19 protein-coding genes and 3 pseudogenes are annotated in these 21,006 nt (G+C 65.5%); 9 read left to right on the top strand and 13 right to left on the bottom strand.

Annotation, left to right across the window (positions count from 1 at the left end; translation table 11 throughout):
- The 7 genes from DPV74_RS10310 to argH all read right to left on the bottom strand — a co-directional run.
- The coding region (locus DPV74_RS10310) for an MmgE/PrpD family protein (protein WP_162923009.1) at positions 1–221 on the bottom strand (221 nt) is incomplete at its 3' end.
- Positions 218–1,126 (bottom strand): polysaccharide deacetylase, encoded by a 909-nt coding sequence (locus tag DPV74_RS10305; RefSeq protein WP_119337096.1) that lies wholly within the window; start codon positions 1,124–1,126, stop codon positions 218–220. The genes DPV74_RS10305 and DPV74_RS10310, both read right to left, overlap by 4 nt.
- On the bottom strand, positions 1,123–1,995 hold the full coding sequence (locus tag DPV74_RS10300) for a polysaccharide deacetylase (protein WP_119337095.1): 873 nt from the start codon (positions 1,993–1,995) through the stop codon (positions 1,123–1,125). The genes DPV74_RS10305 and DPV74_RS10300 overlap by 4 nt, the downstream gene beginning before the upstream one ends.
- 7 nt (positions 1,996–2,002) lie before the next feature.
- Positions 2,003–2,842 carry an ABC transporter substrate-binding protein gene (locus DPV74_RS10295; RefSeq protein WP_091926132.1) on the bottom strand — a complete coding sequence of 280 codons (840 nt, stop codon included), beginning with the start codon at positions 2,840–2,842 and terminating at the stop codon, positions 2,003–2,005.
- 82 nt (positions 2,843–2,924) lie between these two features.
- Entirely contained in the window at positions 2,925–3,728 is an 804-nt protein-coding gene (locus DPV74_RS10290) for an amino acid ABC transporter ATP-binding protein (protein ID WP_119337094.1), read from the bottom strand.
- Positions 3,725–4,615, bottom strand: a complete 891-nt coding sequence (locus DPV74_RS10285; RefSeq protein ID WP_119337093.1) for an amino acid ABC transporter permease — start codon at positions 4,613–4,615, stop codon at positions 3,725–3,727. The genes DPV74_RS10290 and DPV74_RS10285 overlap by 4 nt, the downstream gene beginning before the upstream one ends.
- Entirely contained in the window at positions 4,609–6,042 is a 1,434-nt protein-coding gene (argH, locus tag DPV74_RS10280; RefSeq protein WP_119337092.1) for an argininosuccinate lyase, read from the bottom strand. Before argH ends, DPV74_RS10285 begins: the two co-directional genes overlap by 7 nt.
- A gap of 121 nt (positions 6,043–6,163) precedes the next feature.
- On the opposite strand from argH, the gene DPV74_RS10275 reads away from it, so the two are divergent.
- Positions 6,164–7,042, top strand: a complete 879-nt coding sequence (locus DPV74_RS10275; RefSeq protein ID WP_091926124.1) for a LysR substrate-binding domain-containing protein — start codon at positions 6,164–6,166, stop codon at positions 7,040–7,042.
- A gap of 46 nt (positions 7,043–7,088) precedes the next feature.
- Here DPV74_RS10275 and DPV74_RS10270 read toward each other — a convergent pair whose 3' ends face one another.
- Positions 7,089–8,222, bottom strand: a complete 1,134-nt coding sequence (locus tag DPV74_RS10270) for a porin (protein WP_119337091.1) — start codon at positions 8,220–8,222, stop codon at positions 7,089–7,091.
- Positions 8,223–8,483: 261 nt separating this feature from the next.
- Between DPV74_RS10270 and DPV74_RS10265 the strand changes: the two are divergent.
- A pseudogene (locus DPV74_RS10265) lies at positions 8,484–8,909 on the top strand (aldehyde dehydrogenase family protein); the annotation flags it as partial.
- Positions 8,910–9,015: 106 nt separating this feature from the next.
- On the opposite strand, the gene DPV74_RS10260 reads toward DPV74_RS10265, so the two are convergent.
- The 4 genes from DPV74_RS10260 to DPV74_RS10245 form a co-directional block, all read right to left on the bottom strand.
- A complete protein-coding gene (locus tag DPV74_RS10260; RefSeq protein ID WP_119337090.1) occupies positions 9,016–9,765 on the bottom strand; it encodes an amino acid ABC transporter ATP-binding protein in 750 nt (249 codons plus the stop codon).
- Positions 9,752–10,402, bottom strand: coding sequence for an amino acid ABC transporter permease (locus DPV74_RS10255; RefSeq protein ID WP_091926117.1), 651 nt, complete (start codon positions 10,400–10,402; stop codon positions 9,752–9,754). The genes DPV74_RS10260 and DPV74_RS10255 overlap by 14 nt, the downstream gene beginning before the upstream one ends.
- Positions 10,399–11,085 carry an amino acid ABC transporter permease gene (locus DPV74_RS10250; RefSeq protein ID WP_091926115.1) on the bottom strand — a complete coding sequence of 229 codons (687 nt, stop codon included), beginning with the start codon at positions 11,083–11,085 and terminating at the stop codon, positions 10,399–10,401. The genes DPV74_RS10255 and DPV74_RS10250 overlap by 4 nt, the downstream gene beginning before the upstream one ends.
- An 89-nt stretch (positions 11,086–11,174) precedes the next feature.
- Positions 11,175–11,981: a transporter substrate-binding domain-containing protein gene (locus DPV74_RS10245; protein ID WP_091926113.1), complete on the bottom strand. Its 807-nt coding sequence runs from the start codon at positions 11,979–11,981 to the stop codon at positions 11,175–11,177.
- A 491-nt stretch (positions 11,982–12,472) separates the two neighbouring features.
- Between DPV74_RS10245 and ansP the strand changes: the two genes are divergently transcribed.
- The 7 genes and pseudogenes from ansP to DPV74_RS10210 all read left to right on the top strand — a co-directional run.
- The gene (gene ansP / locus DPV74_RS10240; protein WP_119337089.1) at positions 12,473–13,963 is read left to right on the top strand and encodes an L-asparagine permease; all 1,491 of its coding nucleotides are present in this window, start codon (positions 12,473–12,475) and stop codon (positions 13,961–13,963) included.
- Between the two features lie 75 nt (positions 13,964–14,038).
- Positions 14,039–15,451: a circularly permuted type 2 ATP-grasp protein gene (locus DPV74_RS10235; protein ID WP_119337088.1), complete on the top strand. Its 1,413-nt coding sequence runs from the start codon at positions 14,039–14,041 to the stop codon at positions 15,449–15,451.
- A gap of 64 nt (positions 15,452–15,515) precedes the next feature.
- Positions 15,516–16,457, top strand: a complete 942-nt coding sequence (locus tag DPV74_RS10230) for an alpha-E domain-containing protein (RefSeq protein WP_069245754.1) — start codon at positions 15,516–15,518, stop codon at positions 16,455–16,457.
- An 8-nt stretch (positions 16,458–16,465) separates the two neighbouring features.
- Positions 16,466–17,272, top strand: a complete 807-nt coding sequence (locus DPV74_RS10225) for a transglutaminase family protein (RefSeq protein WP_119337087.1) — start codon at positions 16,466–16,468, stop codon at positions 17,270–17,272.
- A gap of 35 nt (positions 17,273–17,307) precedes the next feature.
- Positions 17,308–18,114: an IclR family transcriptional regulator gene (locus DPV74_RS10220; RefSeq protein WP_091926004.1), complete on the top strand. Its 807-nt coding sequence runs from the start codon at positions 17,308–17,310 to the stop codon at positions 18,112–18,114.
- Positions 18,115–18,256: 142 nt separating this feature from the next.
- Positions 18,257–18,588, top strand: a pseudogene (locus tag DPV74_RS10215) (transposase); the annotation flags it as partial.
- A gap of 233 nt (positions 18,589–18,821) precedes the next feature.
- Positions 18,822–20,008: pseudogene (locus tag DPV74_RS10210) on the top strand (IS256 family transposase); the annotation flags it as partial.
- Positions 20,009–20,384: 376 nt separating this feature from the next.
- Here DPV74_RS10210 and DPV74_RS10205 read toward each other — a convergent pair.
- On the bottom strand, positions 20,385–20,717 hold the full coding sequence (locus DPV74_RS10205; protein ID WP_162923008.1) for a hypothetical protein: 333 nt from the start codon (positions 20,715–20,717) through the stop codon (positions 20,385–20,387).
- Between the last annotated feature and the right edge of the window lie 289 nt (positions 20,718–21,006).

Below are 21,006 nucleotides of genomic sequence, written 5' to 3'. Positions count from 1 at the left end.
CGCGGCGTGCCCCACAGCGACGCGCCGCCGCGCGCGACGGCGCCGGTCAGCGCGCGTGCGCTGCGCGTCTCGACGGCCGACGTGCCGGCCAGTGCGGCACCGAACGTATCGAGCACGTGCCGCGTGGTTTTCGTGACGACATCGTCGGGCACCGCGGCGGCGGGCGTCTGCGCGACGAACGTCGCGAGCCGCGTGGCGCGCGTTTCGCTATCCATCGTCATCGCGCCGACTCCTCCGCGACGCAACGTGCAAACACGTCGACCGGATGGTCGGGCTCATTGGCGCTCACGTGCTCGCACCACCAGCGTGCGACGTCGCGCCCGGTCGCAAACCAGACATCACCGGCATCGCGCAGGTGGGCCAGCAACGCACGCAGCAGGTCGATGCGCCCCGCCGTGCCGATGATCTCGGGATGCAGGCGCAGCACGCAGCACAGCCCGAAGCGCCGAAACCCATCGACGTCGCTCCGCCAGTTGTCGAGCACGTCACGGTACGCGGCGATGCGCGGCTGACCGGCCGGCACGGGCGGCGACAGGTTGAATTCGAAGTACGGCGCGTCCTCGAGTTCGTAGTGCAACGGCAGCTCGACGAGCCGCAGGCCGTCCGTGCGCCGGTCGCCGCGCGGATGCAGGTACGGCACATCGTCGCCGCGCCACGACGACGACCACGTGAAGCCTTCCGCCACGAGAAAGTCCGCAAAGCCGTCGGCCCAGTTGCCCGTGAACGAGCGAAAGCCCTCCACGCGGCAGCCGGTGGCGTCCGCGAGCGCCGCCCGCCCGGCGCGGCACGCATCGATCTGCGCGGCAAGCGGCAGTGCGTCGAAATCCTCGCAGCGAAAACCGCTCACGCCGAGTTCGTGCCCGGCGGCTGCAATCGCACGCACTGCATCACCATGCGTCTGCGCGACGCGCCCCGGCACGAACCAGCTCGTCGGCACGCCGAATTCGTCGAACGCCGCGAGCAGCCGGTCGACGCCGCGCGTCGCGCCGTAGCGCCATACCGATAGCGATTTTTCACGGCCGACGATGCGTGGTTCGCGCGTCTGGATGCCGTGAACGTCGTTGAAGTCGACCGTGATCGCGACCGCGCATCGCGCGCCGTCCGGCCAGGTGCAAGATGTCTTCACATGCCGCTCCGTTGCGTGGGGGGCCTGCCTCGCGCGTGTTGCTCGAGCCACCAGTCGGCCACGTCGCGGCAGCGCGCGAACCACACGCCATCCTGCGCGCACATGTGGCCGAGCCAGGCCTCCAGCAGCGCGATGCGCCCCGGCTTGCCGCAGACTTTCGGATGAAGCAGCGTCGTCAGGCACAACCCTTCGCGATAGACGCCGTCGAATTCGCGCGTCCAGTTGTCGAGTGTCGCATCGTAGCCGGCGATCCGGTCGAGTCCGGCCGGATAGTCGGGGTTGCGGTGATACGCAAGCGACGCGTAATCGTCGGTCTCCCAGCGACCGGGAATCTCGACAAGCGGCGGCTCGCCGTCCGCGCCGCGCAGCAGGTACGGACGGTCGTCGCTGCGCATCGAGCTCGAATAGCGCACGCCCGCTTCGCGCAGCACTGCGACCGTCGCGTCGCTCCAGTCGCCGGACGGCGTGCGGAACCCGACCGGCCTCACTCCGAGCGTGCGCGCGAAGACGTCGGCCGACTGCGTCATGATCTCGCGCTGCCGCTCGGGCTCGAGCGTCCAGAACGCTTCGTGCCGGTAGCCGTGGTAACCGATTTCGTGGCCGCGCTCGACGATTGCCGCGCATTGCGCGGGCCAGGTCCGCGCGACCCACGCGGGCACGAAGAACGTCGCGGGCAGGCCAAACGACGCGAGCATGTCGAGCAGCCGCCCAAGCGCACGCCACGGCCCGTAACTGCCGAGCGTGAAGTACGCGGGGTTGTGCCAGATCGCGCCGCTCAGCATCGCGTCGCCGGTCGGGCCATCGAGATCGAACGCGAGCGCGACGCATGCGCGCTTCGCGTCCGGCCACCGGGGTGTGGCGTCCGTCATCGCAGGCTCAGTGCGCGCCGTTGACGAGCGCCTTCGGCACCGCGTGCTCCTGCAGCCCCCATTTCGCAAGCAGCTTCTGGTACGAGCCGTCCGCGATCGCCTGGTTGAACGCCGTCGTCAGCGCCCCCGTCAGCGCGGCATTGGTCTTCGCGACGCCGATGCCCGTGTATTGCGACAGGAACGGCTTGCCGACCGGTGCATACGCGTTCTGTTCGAGGCTATTCTGATACGGCAGCGTCTCGCCCCCCTGCACGGCCGCATCGATGCGGTTCTGGCGCAGCTGCATCCGCGCATCCGACGAGCCGTCGGTACCGACCACGACGATCGCGGGCTTGCCGGCCTTCACGCAGTTCTCCTCGCTCCACGCGGCCGTGTTGTCGGGAAACGACGTGCGCCGGCTGGAGCCGACGCGCTTGCCGCACAGCGCGCTCATCTGCGCGAACTCGCCGGCGCGCGCCTTCAGCGTGTAGAACTGCGGGCCCGTCTCGATGTAGTCGACGAACGTCAACACCTCGCGGCGCGTCGGCATGTCGGTCATCCCGGACATGATCATGTCGACGCGCTGCGTCGCAACCGAACTCATCATCTGGTCGAAGCTCGTCTCGACCCAGTTCAGTTTCACCCCCATCTTCGCGGCAAGCGCTTCGCCCAGATCGACGTCGAAACCCGCGAGCTTGTCGGTCGCCGGATCCTTGTACTCGAACGGCGGATAGTTCGGCACGATCGCGACGTTCAGCGTGCGCTTCGGCGCGGCCGGCGCGGACTGCGCGGCCGCGAGCGATGCGTGCAGCGCGACGGCGCCGAATGCGGCAGCGGCCAGGGTGCGGGTCAGGAAGGATGCGTTCATGGGGTGTTGCCTTGTCGTTGTGTGAATCGATCGTTGACGGAAAGAACTACGTATGGGCGCCACGGCGACGCGCGGCGCCCGGTCATGCAATCACGGCCGAGATGAACTCGCGCGTGCGCGCATGCATCGGCGCCGACAGCACGCGCTCGGGCGGCCCGCTCTCGACGATCCGGCCGCCGTCCATGAACACGACGCGGTCGGCCACTTCCCGTGCGAAACCAAGCTCGTGCGTGACGACGATCATCGTCATCCCGCTCCTCGCAAGATCGCGCATCACGGCCAGCACTTCGCCGACGAGTTCGGGGTCGAGCGCGGACGTCGGTTCGTCGAACAGGATCAATTGCGGATGCATCGCGAGCGCCCGCGCAATCGCGACGCGCTGCTGCTGGCCGCCCGACAGCTCGACCGGGAACGCGTCGCACTTGTGCGCGAGCCCGACCCGCGCGAGCAGCGCGCGCGCCTCTTCCTCCGCTTGTGCGCGGCGCCGCTTCAGCACCTGCACCGGGCCTTCGATCACGTTTTCGAGTGCCGTCTTGTGCGGGAACAGGTTGAAGCGCTGGAACACCATGCTGGTCGACAGCCGCTGGCGCGCGATCTGGCGCTCCGACAACTCGTGGAGCCGGTTGCCGGCGCGGCGATAGCCGGCCAGCTCGCCGTTCACCCACAGCGCGCCCGCGCAGATCGTCTCGAGCTGGTTGATGCAGCGCAGGAACGTGCTCTTGCCCGACCCCGACGGCCCGATGATGCAGAGCACCTCGCCCTGCGCGACGTCGAGCGAGATGCCGTGCAGCGCCTGGAAATCGCCGTAAGACTTGCGCACGTGGACGGCGCGAACCACCGCGTTTGTCATCACGCTCTCCTGATGATTGAGGGTCGTGTCGTTCATTTCCGGCCCGCCCCGCGGCCTGCGCCGCGTGCGAAATGCCGTTCGACGCGTGCCTGCCCAAACGACAGCACCGTGACGACGGCGAGATACCAGATGCCCGCGACGATCAGCAGCTCGATCACGCGTGCGTTCGCGTAGTAGATGTTCTGCGCGTTGTGCAGCATCTCCGCGTACTGCACGACGCTTGCGAGCGACGTCAGCTTCACCATGCCGATCAGCTCGTTGCCGATCGGCGGCACGATCACGCGCATCGCCTGCGGCAGGATGATCCGGCGCAGCGCCTGCAGGCGCGCCATGCCGATCGACTTCGCCGCTTCGTACTGGCCCGTGTCGACCGACAGCAAACCCGCGCGCACGACTTCCGACGTATAGGCGCCCTGGTTGATGCCGAGCCCGAGCACCGCCGCGAGGAACGGTGTCATCACGTCGACGGTCCGGTATTCGGCGAGGCCCGGGATGCCGAGCGTCGGAAACACCAGCGCAAGGTTGAACCACAGCAGCAACTGCAGGATCACCGGCGTGCCGCGGAACAGCCAGATGTAGCCCTGCGCGACCGCGCCGAGCACCGGGTTCGACGACAGCCGAATCACCGCGGTGACGACGCCGAGCACGACGCCGAACGTCATCGCGAGGATCGTCATCACGATCGTGTTGCCGAGCCCGGTGAGGATCGCGCGCGCGGTCAGGAACTGGCCGACCACCCGCCATTCGATCTGGCCGTGCGCGAACGCAGCCACCACGTACGCGAGCACCGCGGCGATCGCGATGGACGCCGCGTAGCGGCCCCAGTAGCGCCGGCGCACGCGTTCGAGGCCGGCGGCATCGTCTGCGTCGATGCCCGGTGCGGGGGCGCCGGCGGGACGGCGCGAATCGGAAGCGCTCAGCATGACGGCCCCCGGTAATCGGCGGCCCACGCGGCCTGGCGTTCGAGCGCGCGGTTCAGGCGCACGATCTGTTCCTGCACGCGCACCGGCGACGTGCCACCCGTGCCGCTGCGCGCGGCAACAGCCGCGTCGAGCGTGACGCGCGCGCGCATCCCGGGCGCAAGGCGCACGTCGATCGACTGCAACAGCTCGGCGCTCGCGTCGGCCAGCTCGATGCCGTCGCGCTCGCACGCGCGCACCAACTCGCCCGTGATCTCGTGCGCTTCGCTGAACCGCACACCCGTCACCGCGAGCCAGTCCGCGACCTCGGTCGCGAGCGTGAAGCCGAGCGGCGCCTGGCGGCGCATTTCGTCGACGTTCACGCGCATCGTGCGGATCATCCCGGCCATCGCGGGCAGCACGAGCTCGAGCGTATCGATCGAGTCGAACGCGGCGATCTTGTCTTCCGCGAGATCGCGGTTGTACGCGAGCGGCAGCGACTTGAGCGTCGCGAGCAGGCCCGCGAGGTTGCCGATCAGCCGCCCCGCCTTTCCGCGCGTGAGTTCTGCGATATCCGGGTTCTTCTTCTGCGGCATGATCGAGCTGCCCGTCGCGTAGCCGTCGTCGAGCGCCACCCAGCGGAATTGCCGCGACGTCCACAGGATGACTTCTTCCGACAGGCGGGACAGGTTCACCGTGAGCATGCTCGTCGCGAACACGAATTCGGCGACGTGATCGCGTGACGCCACCGCATCGATCGAGTTCTCGCACGGTGCGTCGTAGCCGAGCTCCGCGGCGGACAGCTCCGGCCGCACACAGATCGCCGAGCCCGCGAGCGCGGCGGCGCCGAGCGGCGAGCGCGCGGTGCGGCGATCCCAGTCGACCAGGCGGTCGACGTCGCGGTACAGCGCCTGCGCGTGTGCGAGCAACTGGTGCCCGAACACGATCGGCTGCGCCGGCTGCAAGTGCGTGAAGCCCGCCGTGACAGTCTCGACGTGCCGGCTCGCCTGCCCGACCAGCGCGTCCTGCAAGTCGAGCACGCCGCGCACGAGCTGGCGCGACTTGTCGCGCAGGTACAGGCGCAAGTCGTTCGCGGCCTGGTCGTTGCGCGAACGCCCGGCGCGCAGCTTGCCACCAAGCGCCGGCAGGCGCTGCGTAAGCACGCGCTCGAGGAACGTGTGCACGTCCTCGTCGGCCAGCGACGGCGAAAGCTCGCCGGTCGCGAAATCGCGCTCGATCGCGTCCATTGCCGCAAGCAACTGCGCGAGTTCGCTGTCGTTCAGGATGCCTGCACGTGTCAGCTCCCGTGCATGAGCGCGCGAGCCAGCCAGATCGTACGGCGCAAGACGGAAGAAACTGGGATCGGAACGAGAGAGCGCCTGCAGCGCGTCGGACGGTTTCGACTGGAAGCGGCCGCCCCACAGGCGTTCGATCGGTTCGGTGATGCTCATCGCGGTCAACCTCGTTTCAGTTGGATTGGTCCCACTGTAGGCATTCAATTTTTTTTGTTGTAGCGAGAAATTGAATCGACTTAAATTGAGTTTTTCTCAATATCTTCAGCCACTGCCCCCGATGCGCAACCGCCTGCCTCCACTGAACCCGCTTCGCGCATTCGAAGCCGCCGCCCGTCGCGGCAGCGTGTCGGCCGCTGCCGATGAACTGCACGTGACCGCAAGCGCGGTCAGCCACCAGATCCGTATTCTCGAAAGCACGCTCGGCGTTGCACTATTCGTCCGATCGAAGGCGCGCGTGAAGCTCACACCCGAGGGCGAAGCGCTGCTCGAGCCGGTCGGGCGGGCGTTCGACCTGATCGCGAATGCGGCCGTGCGGCTCGACTCGCCGGCCGCCGTCGGCAATCTCGTCGTGTCGACGCCGCTGTCGCTCACATCGCGCTGGCTCGCGCGGCGTATCGGCGATTTCCTCGAACGCTATCCGGGTATTCATCTGAAGGTGATTCCGTCGAACGACGATCGCGAGGTCTACTCGCAACACGTCGACGTGTGCATCCGCTATGGGGAGGGCAACTGGCGCAACCGGCGCGTCGAGCTGCTGTCGCATCCGGCACTGTTTCCGGTCGTGAGCCCGGCGTTGATGAACGGGCCCGACGCGATCCGCAAAATGCAGGATCTCTCGGGACGCCCGCTGTTCTGCGAGCATTCGGGCTCGTGGATGCGGTGGCTCGCGGAAGCGAAGGCCGACAAGCTGCCGAACATCCGCATCCTCGAGATCGGCAATGCGCACATCGGCGTCGAGGCCGCCGCGCGCGGGCAAGGTGTCGCGCTCGGCGACAGCCTCTCCGTGCGCGACGACCTGATTGACGGCACGCTCGTGCGGCCGTTCAGCGCGGCAGTGCCCGCGCGGTATGCGTACTACGTCGTTGCGCGCCACGAGCTGGCCGACACGCCGCTCGTGACCGCATTCACGTCGTGGCTCCACGCGCACCTCGCGTGACGGCCGCGCGTTGAACTGCGGCGGGGCCCGAGGGTCCCGCCGGCGGTCAGAAGCGATGCCGGATGCCAACCAGCGCCAGCTCCTGCGTGCGCTTGCCCGAATCGATGTCCGACGGCCCGATGACGGCCTGCGCGTCGCCCGTGCCGTTCGAGCCCGATGCGTGGCCGTAGCCGACCGATGCGTACAGATCGGTGCGCTTGCTGAGCGCATAGTCGACGGCCGCCGTCACCTGGTGATAGGTCGCCGACGAATTGCCGCTCGATTTCAGGTAGTTGTAGCCGACCTCGGCGACGAGCGGCGCCGACACTTGCCACAGCGCGTACACCGACCCGTTGTTGTAGCGCTCGCTGCCCTTGAATGCCGAGCTGGCGTCAGCCACGTATTCGGAGAAGCTGTAATAGCCGCCGAGCGTCACCGGGCCGACCGCGTATTTCGCGCCGGCGCGCAGGATGTTGATCGAACGCGCGGACGCGTAGGCCTTGTTCACCGACGTCGCGAAGATGCTATCCGAACTCGACATGCCACGCGTCGACAGCGACGCGCTGCCGTTGTCGATGTGCATGTAGCCCGCCGCGGCGCCGAATGGCCCCGCGTTGTACGCGAGCGCGCCGCTATACGACTGGCCCGAGGCCACCGATCCCGCGACGCCGCCGAACGAATAGGTCGCGACGGCCTGCAGGCCCGACCAGACGGGGCTCGTCCACTTCACGGTGTTGTTGAAGCGCAGGCTGTTGTCCGCGTCGTCGACGTCGCCCGGCGACGTAAAGTACTCCAGATAGTTGTCGCCCTGCACCGGCTGCACGAGATCGCGCAGCGCGTCGTACTGGCGGCCGAGCGTGACCGTGCCCCAGCGCGCCGACGCGACGCCGACGTACGCCTGGCGGCCGAACTCGCGGCCGCCTTGGTTCAGCACGCCGGTGTTCACGTTGAAGCCGTTCTCGAGGCGGAACACGGCCTTGAGGCCACCGCCGAGGTCTTCCGAGCCGAGCAGGCCCCAGCGGCTGCCGGACATCACGCCCGAGGTCAGGCCGAGCTTCGTGCTCTTGCCCGCGACGTTGTGCGTGTACTGGATCGCGTCGTCTATCACGCCGTACAGCGTGACCGAGCTTTGCGCGCACGCGTGGTTGGCCGCGCCGGCCGAGCCGAGCGCGACGGCGGACAGAATCAGTCTTCTTTTCATGAAATTTCTCGTATTGAACGGATAGGATCTCCGCCCGGCCGGCGCATGCCGGCGAGGCCCGCCAAGGTTAGGCGTTGAGATGCCCGTGCGTGACGAGAAATAAATTGTGCGATCGGCGAGAAATTCTCAGCAGCGCGCGACGTGCGACTCGGCGGACTGCGCCTCGCCGAACCACGACGTGCCGCGCATCCGTCGGCATACTAGCGGTATGCCGAATCCGGCAACATCTGCCCGACCGAGGTAACCACTGCGATGGATCTCCGCGACGTCGGCGACGCCATCGAACGCGGCGCGCGTGTGCTCGCCGGCGGCAAGCGTCTGGCCGAACTCGGCCCCAACTATTACGCGCCGACGGTACTCGCCGACGCCACCGCCGACATGCAGTTGACCTGCGAGGAAACGTTCGGCCCGATCGCAGCGTTGTTCCGTTTCGATACCGAGGACGAAGCCGTCGGCGCTGCAAACGATACGCCGTTCGGGCTCGCCGCGTATCTCTATACGCAGGACGTGCGCCGGATCGCGCGCGTTTCGACGCGGCTTGAAACGGGCATCGTCGGGATCAACGAAGGCGCGCTCGCGAGCGAGGCCGCGCCGTTCGGCGGGGTGAAGGAATCGGGCTACAGCCGCGAAGGCTCGCGCTACGGTCTCGACGATTACCTGTCGATCAAGTACCTGTGCCAGGGCGGGCCTGAGCGAATCCGTGCCGGGCCGGAACGAACTGGATGTACAAGGACCCCGGCCTCGTCCCCGCCGCCCATACCGGCCCGGCAGCGGGCACGTGTCGCTCGACGCATCAGCGCGCGACGGCTTCCGGATTCCGGACGCTGGCCAGAAACCGCGTCAACTCCACGGTCTGCGGCTGCTCGAAGATCTCTTCGGCCGTCCCGGTTTCCCACACTCTGCCCTGGTGCATGAACACGATCCTGTCGCTCACCGCCCGTGCGAAGCTCATCTCGTGCGTGACCATGATCACCGTCATGTCCTCGCGTGCGAGTTGCTCGACGACGCCCAGCACCTCGCCGACCAGCTCGGGATCGAGCGCCGACGTGATTTCGTCGCACAGCAGCACGCTCGGCTTCATCGCGAGCGCACGCGCGATCGCGACACGCTGCTGCTGGCCCCCCGACAGCTGTTCCGGAAACGCGTCGAACTTGTCGCCAAGGCCGACGCGCTCGAGCATCAATTCCGCGATCGCGCGTGCCTGCTGGCGATGCGCCTTCTTCACGACCGATTGCGCGAGCATCACGTTCTGTCCGGCGCTCAGGTGCGGGAACAGGTTGTACTGCTGGAACACCATCCCGACCTTGAGCCGCAGCGCGCGCAGGTCGGCGTGCCGCGCATCGACACGCTCGCCGTCGACGGAGATCGTGCCCGCGTCGATGCTCTCGAGCCCGTTGAGCGTGCGCAGCAGCGTGCTCTTGCCGGAGCCGCTGCGGCCGATGATCGAGACGACCTGCCCGCGCTCGACGGAGAAATCGATGCCCTTGAGCACATGATGGGTACCGAAGTTCTTTTCGAGACCACGGGTTTCAACGAGCGGCATGCCATCTCCTTTGCAACGTGCGTGCATAACGGGTAAGCGGGTAACAGAGCGCGAAATAGATCAGCGCGACGAGCCCGTACACGACGAACGGCCGGAACGTCGCGTTCGAGATCGCGATGCCGACCTTGGTCAGCTCGGTGAAGCCGATGACCGACACCAGCGCCGTATCCTTCACGGCCTGCACGCCGAAGCCGACCGTCGGCGCGATCGCGATGCGTGCGGCCTGCGGAAGGATCACGTGACGCAACTGCTCGACATAACTCATGGCCAGGCTCGCCGAGGCCTCCCACTGCCCTTTCGGCACCGCCTCGACACAGCCGCGCCAGATTTCGGCGAGGTACGCACTGGTAAAGAACGTGAGCCCGGCCGTGGCCGCGACCCACGGCGGTACGTCGAGCCCGACGAGCGGCAGGCCGAAGAACACGATGAACAGCTGCATCAGCAACGGGGTGCCCTGGAATACCTCGATGTACAGCTTCGCACTGCCGCGCAACACCGGCGAACCCGACACGCGCATCACGAGCACCCCGAGGCCGACGAGGCCGCCGGACAGGAACGACACGATCGACAGCACGATCGTCCAGCGCGCGGCCAGCAGCAGGTTGGCGAGAATCTGCCCGAACGTGAAATCGATCATCGCACACCTCGCACACGACGGGAGAACAGGCGGCGCCCCATCGAACCGAGTGCGCCGCGCAGCAGCAGCGCCATCGCCAGGTACGCGAGCGTGATGACGAAATACGTCTCGAATGCGCGGAAGTTGCGCGATTGAATGTAGCCCGCCGCATAGGTCAGGTCGGCCACCGAGACCTGCGACACGACCGCCGAACCGAGCATCGTGATCACGATCTGGCTCGAGAGCGCGGGAAACACCTTGGCGAGCGCCTGCGGCAGCACGACGTGGCGCAGCATCTGTGCGCGCGACATCGCAAGCGCGGACGCCGCCTCGAGATGCCCGTTCGGGACGGCGGCGACGCCCGCGCGCACGATCTCGACCGAGTACGCGCCGAGATTGAGCGTCATCGCGAGAATCGCGGCCGTGTATTCGTCGATGTGCACGCCGAGCGCGGGCAATCCGAAGAAGATGAAGAATAGCTGGACGACGAACGGCGTATTGCGGATCGCCTCGACGTACGCGCCGATCAGCGGGCGCAGCCGCACGACCACCGGCGCGTCGACGCTGTACGCGGCCGCGCCGAGCACGCCGATCGCCACGCCGAGGACGGTCGCGACCGCGGTCAGCGCGAGCGTGATCGCCGCGCCGCTCGCGAACACGCCGGCGTATTCGGCGAGATCGCCGAATTGAAGCTGGTAGCTCATGACGATTGAGTAAGTTCAGGTTCGGACAACGACACCCGCCGGACCGGCGCTGCCGGCCACGGCGGTGCATCAGGCGACACGGCGGTCCCTCACAGCCCCGCCGGCAACGGCTGGCCGAGCCATTTCCGCGACATCGCGCCCAGCGTGCCGTCCTGCTTCGCATGCGTGATCGCATCGTCGATCTTCGCGAGCAGGCGCGGCTCGTTCTTGTTGACGCCGACGAAGCACGGCGAATTCTTGATCACGAACTTGACCTCGGGCCGGCGCGGAGGATTCTTCGCGAGAATCGCCGCCGCGACGATGTTGCCGGCGGCGATCAGCTGCACTTGCCCCGACAGGAACGCCTGGATCGTCGCGTTGTTGTCCTCGAAGCGCTTGATCGTCGCGTTCGGCGCAAGCTGCGTTAGCGCGATCTCCTCGAGCGCGCCGCGCGTGGCGCCGACCGTCTTGCCGGTCAGGTCGGCGGGCCCACTCACCTTCACGTCAGCCGGCCCGAACACGCCCTGGAAGTACGGCGCGTACGCGGTCGAGAAGTCTATTACCTTCTCGCGCTCGGGCGTCTTGCCGAGCGACGAGATCACCATGTCGACCTTGTTGGTCGTCAGGTACGGAATCCGGTTCGCGCTGTTCACGGGCACAAGCTTCAGCTTCACGCCGAGCGATTTGGCGAGCAGCTCGGCCATGTCGATGTCGTAGCCCTGCGGCTGCATGTCCGTGCCGACCGAGCCGAACGGCGGATAGTCTTCGGGCACCGCCACGCGCAGCGCGCCGTTTTTAGCGATGGTGTCGAGCGCGTCGGCATGCGCCGGGGCAGCAGCGAACAGCGCCATCGCGGGTGCTGCGATCAGCGCAGCCAGCCAGGTGCGTCGGGGAAACGGTCGAGTCGTCGGGCTCACAGTGGTTCTTCCTTGTCTGGTTTGTCGCCGGGCAGCGCGCAACCGTTGCGCGGCCCGAGCCATTTCAGCAAGAACCGGGCCATCGCCGGGCGAAGCCAGCCCCGCCGGCACCGGACGGAGTGCCTGGCGAACAGCATTCCTCATTTCGGTGCACGACCCGGCACCGGCCGTGGCGGTTGCCCATTCGCTGCGCGCGCCGGCGCACCAAATTAACCAATCTGTTCACGCGCCGGCAGGCAACCGGCTCGATGTGCGCGTGATGGCCAGCCCCGTATGCACGGATTCGACCAGGCCCAGTCGAAATTTGCATTCCGTTTGTGATCCGAATTACGGCTGAATACGTTCACGACGTACCGTACCTCGCCGCGCCCGGCGACGCACGATCAGGATGACCAGGCTTGATTCCGCACCCCTATTTCTCCGGTACCGGTGGTTCCGGTCGTCTCGCGACCGGGATGAATCCAATCACATTCGTGCACGAGGATGCAGCCATGGCATCGATTCCCACCCCGTCGACAACCCGCGAGACCGACAAACGCAACTGGCTCGAATCGCACGAAGCCGGCTATCACAAGACCCTCGGCAATCGACAGGTGCAGATGATCGCGATCGGCGGGGCCATCGGCACCGGTCTGTTCCTCGGCGCCGGCGGCCGTCTGCAGGCCGCCGGACCGTCGCTCGCGATCGTCTACCTGGTATGCGGCGCGTTCTCGTTCCTGATCCTGCGCGCGCTCGGCGAACTCGTGATGCATCGCCCCAGCAGCGGCAGTTTCGTGTCGTACGCGCGCGAATTCCTCGGCGAGAGGGCGTCGTTCGTCGCAGGCTGGATGTACTTCCTGAACTGGGCGATGACCGGCATCGTCGACATCACCGCCGTCGCGCTGTACATGCATTACTGGGCGCCGTTCGCGGCCGTGCCGCAATGGGTGTTCGCGCTCGTCGCGCTCTGCATCGTCGCGACGATGAACCTGATCGGCGTGAAGTGGTTTGCCGAGATGGAGTTCTGGTTCGCGCTGATCAAGGTCGCCGCGATCGTGCTGTTTCTCATGATCGGCTCCGTAATCCTCGGCACGGGCGTGCCGGTGGCCGACCACGACACCGGCATGCATCTGATCACCGACAACGGCGGATTCTTTCCGCACGGACTGATGCCAGCGCTGGTGCTGGTGCAGGGCGTGGTGTTCGCGTTCGCGGGCGTCGAACTGGTCGGCACGGCTGCCGGCGAATGCAAGGATGCGCGCAAGGTGCTGCCGCGCGCGATCAACAACGTGATCTGGCGCATCGCGATCTTCTACGTCGCATCGGTCGTGCTGCTGGTCTGCCTGCTGCCCTGGAGCGCATACAAGGCAGGCCAGAGCCCGTTCGTCACGTTCTTCGGCGCGCTCGGCGTGCCGAGCATCGGTTCGATGATGAACCTGGTGGTGCTGACCGCAGCGCTGTCAAGCCTCAACTCGGGCCTGTATTCGACCGGGCGCGTGTTGCGTTCGCTGTCGATGGGCGGCTCGGCGCCCGCGATCCTTGCGCGGATGAGCGCGCAATCCGTGCCGTACGCAGGCATTCTCGTGACGGTCGCGATCTACGTGGTCGGCGTGTTGCTCAACTATCTCGTGCCGTCGAGCGTATTCGAAATCGTGCTGAACATCGCGTCGCTCGGCATCATCAGCACGTGGGGCTTCATCGTCGTGTGCCAGATGAAGTTTCGCGCGGCGGTCAGGCGCGGCGAGGTGGACGACGTGTCGTTCAGGATGCCGGGCGCACCCGTCACATCGTGGCTCACGCTGCTGTTCCTGCTCGGCGTGCTGGTCCTGATGGCATTCGACTACCCGAACGGCACGTGGACGATCGCGTCGATCCCGCTGGTCGCACTGTTGCTCGTGGCCGGCTGGAAGTGGCTGAGCAGCCGCGCGCACCGCGCATTGCTCAAGCCGACGATTCCGTCGGTCACGCTCACGCAGAACGTGCTCGAGAACGGTGACAACTAAAGCAACGCGTAATTAGGGTGTGCTCCCCCCCGGCCTGACGTCGGCAACCGCACCCAACCAAAAGAGAAGAACTCCATGGCACCATTTGACGAAATGCTTGCGGGCGATCAGGTTCGCCCGCCCTACTCGCGAGTCAAGGCATGGCTCGACACGCAGAATCCCGCGAGCCTCGCCCAGAAAGCCCACGACGCGGAAGGCGTGTTCCGCAAGGCGGGCATCACGTTCGCCGTCTACGGCGACGCGGAGGCCGCCGAGCGGCTGATTCCGTTCGACATCGTCCCGCGCATCATCTCGGGCGCCGAATGGAGCCGCCTCTCGCTCGGCATCGAGCAGCGCGTGATGGCGCTGAACGCCTTCCTCGACGACATCTACCACCGCCAGGAAATCGTGCGCGCGGGCATCGTGCCCAAGCACCTGATCGCGCACAACGAAGCGTTCATCCCGGAGATGATCGACTTCCGGCCGCCCGGCAACGTTTACACGCACATCATCGGCGTCGACATCGTGCGCACCGGCGAAAACGAGTTCTACGTGCTGGAAGACAACGCGCGCACGCCGTCCGGCGTGTCGTACATGCTGGAAAACCGCGAGACGATGATGCAGCTCTTCCCGGAGCTGTTCCAGCAGGTGAAGGTGCGCCCGGTCGAAACCTATCCGCAGATGCTGCGCCAGTCGCTCGCGGCCGTATGCCCGCCGGGCGGCAACGCCGACAACCCGACCGTCGCCGTGCTCACGCCGGGCATTCACAACTCCGCGTACTACGAACATTCGTTCCTCGCCGACCAGATGGGCGTGCATCTCGTCGAAGGCAGCGACCTGCAGGTAATCGACGGCCGCGTCGCGATGCGCACGACCGAAGGTTTCCAGCCGATCGACGTGCTGTATCGCCGCGTCGACGACGCGTTCCTCGATCCGCTCACGTTCCGCCCCGATTCGGTGCTCGGGGTCGCGGGGATCATGGACGTGTACCGCGCCGGCAACATCACGATCGCGAACGCGCCCGGCACCGGCATCGCCGACGACAAGGCGATCTACTCGTACATGCCGGAGATCGTCGAGTTCTACACGGGGCGCAAGGCGCTGCTGGAGAACGTGCCGACCTGGCGCTGCGGCGAGGCCGACAGCCTGAAGTACGTGCTCGACCATCTCGACGAACTGGTCGTGAAGGAAGTGCACGGCTCGGGCGGCTACGGGATGCTGGTCGGCCCGTGCGCGTCGAAGGCCGAGCTCGAGGCGTTTTCCGCGAAGCTGCGCGCGCGTCCGGCGAACTACATCGCGCAGCCGACGCTCGCGCTGTCCACGACGCCGATCCTCACCGACGCCGGCCTCGCGCCGCGCCACGTCGACCTGCGGCCGTTCGTGCTGGTGTCGGACCGGATCCGCATCACGCCGGGCGGGCTGACGCGCGTGGCGCTGAAGGAGGGATCGCTGGTCGTCAACTCGAGCCAGGGCGGCGGCACCAAGGACACCTGGGTGCTGGCCGACTGAGCCGGATGCGACCGCGCGCGCCGCAGCCGGCGCGCGAACCGAACGAAGACGGAGTGGACACGAGATGCTTCTGGGACGTACTGCAAGCGGGCTCTACTGGATGTACCGCTATATCGAGCGCGCGGAGAACATCGCGCGCATCGTCGATGCCGGGCTGCGGATGGCGCTCACGCGCACGTCCGACGCGCCGGCCGAATGGTCGTCGGTGCTCGTCAGCTCGGGCGCGGACGACGGCTACCGGGAGAAATACGACGCGTATGCGGCCGATACGGTGACCGACTACCTGCTGCGCGACCGCGACAACCCGTCGAGCGTGCTGTCGTGCATCGAGGCCGCGCGCTCGAACGCGCGGATGGTGCGCACGGCGCTCACGCGCGAGGCGTGGGAAAGCGTGAACGGCGCGTGGCTCGCGCTGCGCCGCGCGCTGGCGCAGCCGGTGCCGGAGAGCGAGCTGCCGGCCGTGCTCGACGAAGTGAAGCGCGAAACCGCGCTGATCCTCGGCAGCTTCTACAGCACGATGCTGCGCAACGAGATCTTCGATTTCGCGCAGATCGGTGCATTCATCGAGCGCGCGGACAACACCGCGCGGATCATCGACGTGAAGTACCACCTGCTGCTGCCGTCGGTGTCGCACGTCGGCACGATCCTCGATACCAACCACTGGGAATCAATCCTGCGGTCGGTCGAAGCGCACAACTCGTACCGCTGGGTGTACGGCGTGAAGTACAAGCCGATGAACATCGCCGACTACCTGCTCCTGAACGGCCGCATGCCGCGCTCGCTGCGCCACTGCTACGGGCGCGTCATGTCGAGCCTCAACTTGCTCGTGAAGGAGCATGGCACCGCTCACGCGTGCCACGACACCGCCGCGCAGACGCTCACGATGCTGTCCGACAGCACGATCGAACGCATCTTCAAGAACGGCCTGCACGAGTTCCTGACTGGATTCATTCGGCGCAATCAGCAACTGGGGCTCGACATCGCCCAGGCCTACAATTTCGATTGAGTACCGCAATGCATATCGGAATCGCCCACACCCTGCGTTATACCTTCGACGCGCCATTGCCGCAGGCACTGCAGCGCCTTCGACTGCGACCGTTGTCGAATCCCGGCCAAACGGTCGGACGTTGGGAATTGCTCGCAAACGACAGGCAGCCGGAATTGTCGTACATCGACGGATTCGGAAACCATGTCGACCTGGTGCGTCGCCCGAACGACGACCAGGAGATCGTCATCGTTTCACGCGGCGAAGTGACGACGCACAACAAGGACGGCGTGCTGGGCTCCGCGGACGATCGGATCAATCCGTGGCTGTTTCTGCGCGAATCGCCGCTCACGCGCCCCGGAGACTCGCTGATCGAACTTGCGTCGGCCCTGAAGAGCACGCAGAACCGTCTGCTGCAACTACACGAGTTGATGGACATCGTGCACGATCGCCTCGCATCGGGGTTCGAGAACGGCAACGACGCCACCGATGCGGAAGCGGCATGGATCCGTTCCGGCGGGACATGTCGCGACCATGCGCATGTCTTCATCGCCGTGGCGCATCGGCTCGACCTTCCCGCGCGCTTCGCTTCCGGTTATCTGATCAGCGACGATGACGAAACCGGAGCCGCTGATCATGCGTGGGCTGAAGTTTACGTCGGCCCGCTCGGATGGATCGGCTTCGATCCGGCGAACAACCTCTGCCCGGACGAACACTACGTGAAGCTGGCGACCGGCATCGACGCTTGCAGCGCCGCGCCCGTCACCCGCATCCGGTCGAATTCGGGCGCGGAAACGCTGGCTGTGGACATCGCGGTCACCCTGCCGGCCCGATGAGTCGAGCGACGAAAATCCCGGCACTCGCACCGACGATGCAAACGACCCGCGCCCTGCCATCCGACTTCGAGCTGCCGGATTCGATCGACGCGATCGACCGCTATCGCGCCCCGGCGCTCGACAAGGGACTCGACATTCTCGAACTCCTGTCCGAGCAGAAGGAAGGCCTCACCCGCACCGAAATCACGAAGGAACTCGGCCGCAACGCGAGCGAGATCTACCGGATGCTCGAGCGCCTCGTCGCACGCCGCTACGTGATGCGTTCGACCGGCGGCGATCGCTACACGCTCGGCCTCAAGCTGTTCGTGCTCGCGCACCGGCATCCGCCGATGAACCGGCTGATCGCCGATGCGTTGCCGCCGATGCAACGCTTCGCCGATGCGGTCGAACAGTCGTGCCATCTGACCGTCTACGACCGCGGCAACCTGCTCGTGATCGCGCAGGTCGACGGCCCCGGCACGTGGGGTGTATCCGTGCGGCTAGGCTCCCGTATCGCGCTCGCAGATACGGCGTCGGGGCGCGTGATGCTGTCGTTCCAGGGCCCCGAGCAGCGCGCGCACATGTTGGCCGAGCATCGCAAGGTCAAGGGCGAGGCGCCGCTGAACGAGCAGGAACTCGCGTATGCATGCCAGTCCATCCGGCAGTCCGGCTACCTGCGCCAGGACAGCCGCCAGGCCTATGGCGTGACTGATCTGAGCGTGCCGATCCTCGGGTCGTCGGGTCATGCAATCGCAGTGCTGACCTGTCCGTACATGCGCCGGATCGACGCGCACATCGCGCCGACTGTCTATGCAGCACTTGAACGGCTGTGCGATACCGGCCAACTGCTTTCGAGACTTTGAGCGTCGAGATGTTGTCAAACGAGGAGTGGTAAGTACACTGAGATTCGGGCTTCATTACTGATACCCGCCCGCATAAAGCAGCGCCTAAATGACCCCGCCTTGATTCCACGTACAGCAAGAAGTTTTATAACTTTTTGCCTGTATGGAGAAGAACGTGGTACCGAGACGGCGGTACACGAAGGAATTCACGGTTGAGGCGGTGCGGCTCGCTGAGAGCGTCGGTCAGCATGAATCCGCTCGCAGGCTGGGCGTGCCAGTGGCGACGCTGGGAAACTGGTGCCGTGATCAGCGCGATGGCAGTGCGCAGGCTGCAGCGGGGCCGGCGTCGAGTGCACCGAGCTCAAGTCGTCGTCCGGTCAGCGACCTGGAGGCCGAGAGCAGCCGTCTGCGTAAGAAACTGGCCAGCGCAAAGCTAGATATCGAAATTCTTCGAAAGGCGACTGCGTACTTCGCGAAGGGGGTGCGGTAAGGTACTTCCGTACCTTACCGCACCCCCTGGGGAGCTAATCTCGGATCTGGTGTACGGCGGCAGGCGGGGAATATGAGGAAGGCGGTGGCGGTTGGCTCAGAATGTTGCTTTCTCAGGGTAACAAACCAGCGACCGAGCTCCACCACCATGGCGAAACGTACGCACGAAGAGAACAACAGTCAAGCAACAGAGACGGAATTCAAGGCGCTGCCGGGCCTGAACGATCTGATCCAACAAGGCGCGGCAAATCATCCAACAGGCGATCGAGGTGGAATTCGCAGCATTGCTCGAACGGTATTCGAACGTGAAGACGCTGGAAGGCCGGCGTGCGGTCGTGCGTAACAGCTACCTGCCCGAGCGCGAGGTCGTCACGGCCATCGGCGCGGTGCCCGTTAAAGTGCCGAAGGTGCGCGATCGCTCAGGCTCGGGCGTGAAGTTCAATTCGAGCCTCGTGCCGCCGTATGTGCGCCGCTCGCCGCGGGTGTCGGCTGCGCTGTCGTGGCTCTATCTGCGCGGCGTCTCGACGGGTAACATGAGCGAGGCGTTGAGCGTGCTGGTGGGCGAAGATGCCAAGGGGCTCTCGCCGAACGTCGTGATGCGGCTTAAGGCGCAATGGGCCGAGGAGTTTGAGCAGTGGAACAGGCGCGATCTGAAGCAAGCGTGCTGGGTCTATTGGTGGGCCGACGGCATCAGACCGGCGCACGCAGTGAGGACAGCGACGGCCAATGCCTGCTGGTGAGCATCGGCGTGAAGCCCGACGGCAGCAAGGAGCGTGTAGCGATCGCCGACGGCTATCGGGAATCGAAGGCATCCTGGCGGGATCTGCTGCTTGATTTGAAGGCGCGTGGCTTGCAGGCCGGCCCGTTGCTGGCAGCGGGTGACGGCGCGATGGGCTTGTGGGCCGCGCTCGAAGAAGTGTTCCCGCAGACCAGGCAACAACGCTGCTGGCTCCACAAGATCGGCAACGTGCTCAACGCGTTGCCGAAGGCGCAGCATGGCCGTGCGAAAACAGACCTGGCGCAAATCTGGAATGCCGCCACTCGTGCCGAGGCACTGGTTGCCTTCGAGCGATTCGTCGCGACGTATGGCGCCAAGTATCCGAAGGCCGTTGAGAAGCTCACGAAGGACCGCAATGAACTGCTCGCGTTCTACGACTTCCCGGCGGAACACTGGCAGCACCTGAGAACGACCAATCCGATCGAGTCGACGTTTGCCACCGTGCGCCATCGCACGAGCCGCGCCCGAAATTGCCTGTCGCGCGCAACGTTCCTCGGCATAGCGTTCAAGCTTGTGGAGTCGGCCGAGCAGTCGTGGCGTCGCATTCGCGGCACCGAAAGAATCGAACAGCTTCTGAAGGGCATTCCCTTCGAAGATGGCATCCCGGTGATCGAAAGCGCACCGGCTCAGCAACCGCTTGCCGCCTGATCATGCACGCCGTCGCGCGTACACCAGTCTTTACATTAACTCGATCGGTTGAATCACTCAAGCGACCGGTTGAGTGATTCAACCGGTCGTCGCAACACCTTAATCCAGGAGGTGTTTCATGGGTCGTCCATCGAAGTGGATGCAACAGTTGACGCGGCGAGGAGCGATGCGTTCGCCAGGCGCACCATCGCTTCGTCGTGAGGTTGAGCGCCAGTTTTGGGAGCAGGTCGCGACCGGAACGACAAGCCGCATTTTGGTTCTGCCGATGTGGCTTCAATGAATAAATAAAAACCCAATGTGACCGATGGAAATCGCCGACGAACCTGAGATTTAAAAAGCGCCGCATCGAGGTGCCCTCAATCGCGCTCTCGTACTGTCAATAGCTGTCGGTCTGATAGTGTCTGCGCTTGTGACGACGTTGCGGCCGCGGAGGCGGAACATCGTCGTCATCATAGCCATATCTGGGCGCACCGAGTGCGGCACCGGTCACATTCGCAGCGCCACCGAGTGCGGTTCCTGTAATGTTTGCCACACCGCCAAGCGCGGCACCGGTGACATTGGCTGCTCCTCCCAGTGCCACACCAGTGATATCGGCAGCTCCACCGAGCGCCGACCCGACAATGCCTTGGGCTTGAGCAGACGCTTGAGTCAGCGCAACGGTCACGATACTCGCGAATACTAAAATCAATGCATTTTTGCTGATGAACATATGGCACCTCTTGCCGGATAAATCTTTATACCTCTGACCACCAAATCAGGTCGACTAAGTATCCTGACGGCAATGATTTCCTACCATATGGCTTACAGAATGTTACGTTAACTGATCAATAAAGGTTTTCCTGTCAATTACATCGAAAAACGTCGCCAATCATAAGAAATAAGCGGCATTATATTCAACGGTTTTTTAAACTGGCAACTTTGCCATAACTCCGCAACGCTTGATCGACTATGCTCAGGTACCTACCGGCTGGTGTCGGCGGATGACCCTCCGTATGAGG

The organism is Burkholderia sp. HAN2018 (assembly GCF_024704855.1).
In the GTDB taxonomy this organism is placed as follows: domain Bacteria; phylum Pseudomonadota; class Gammaproteobacteria; order Burkholderiales; family Burkholderiaceae; genus Burkholderia; species Burkholderia cepacia.
Note: the sequence above shows the minus strand (reverse complement) of the source record. Positions and strands in the feature narration are given on the sequence as shown.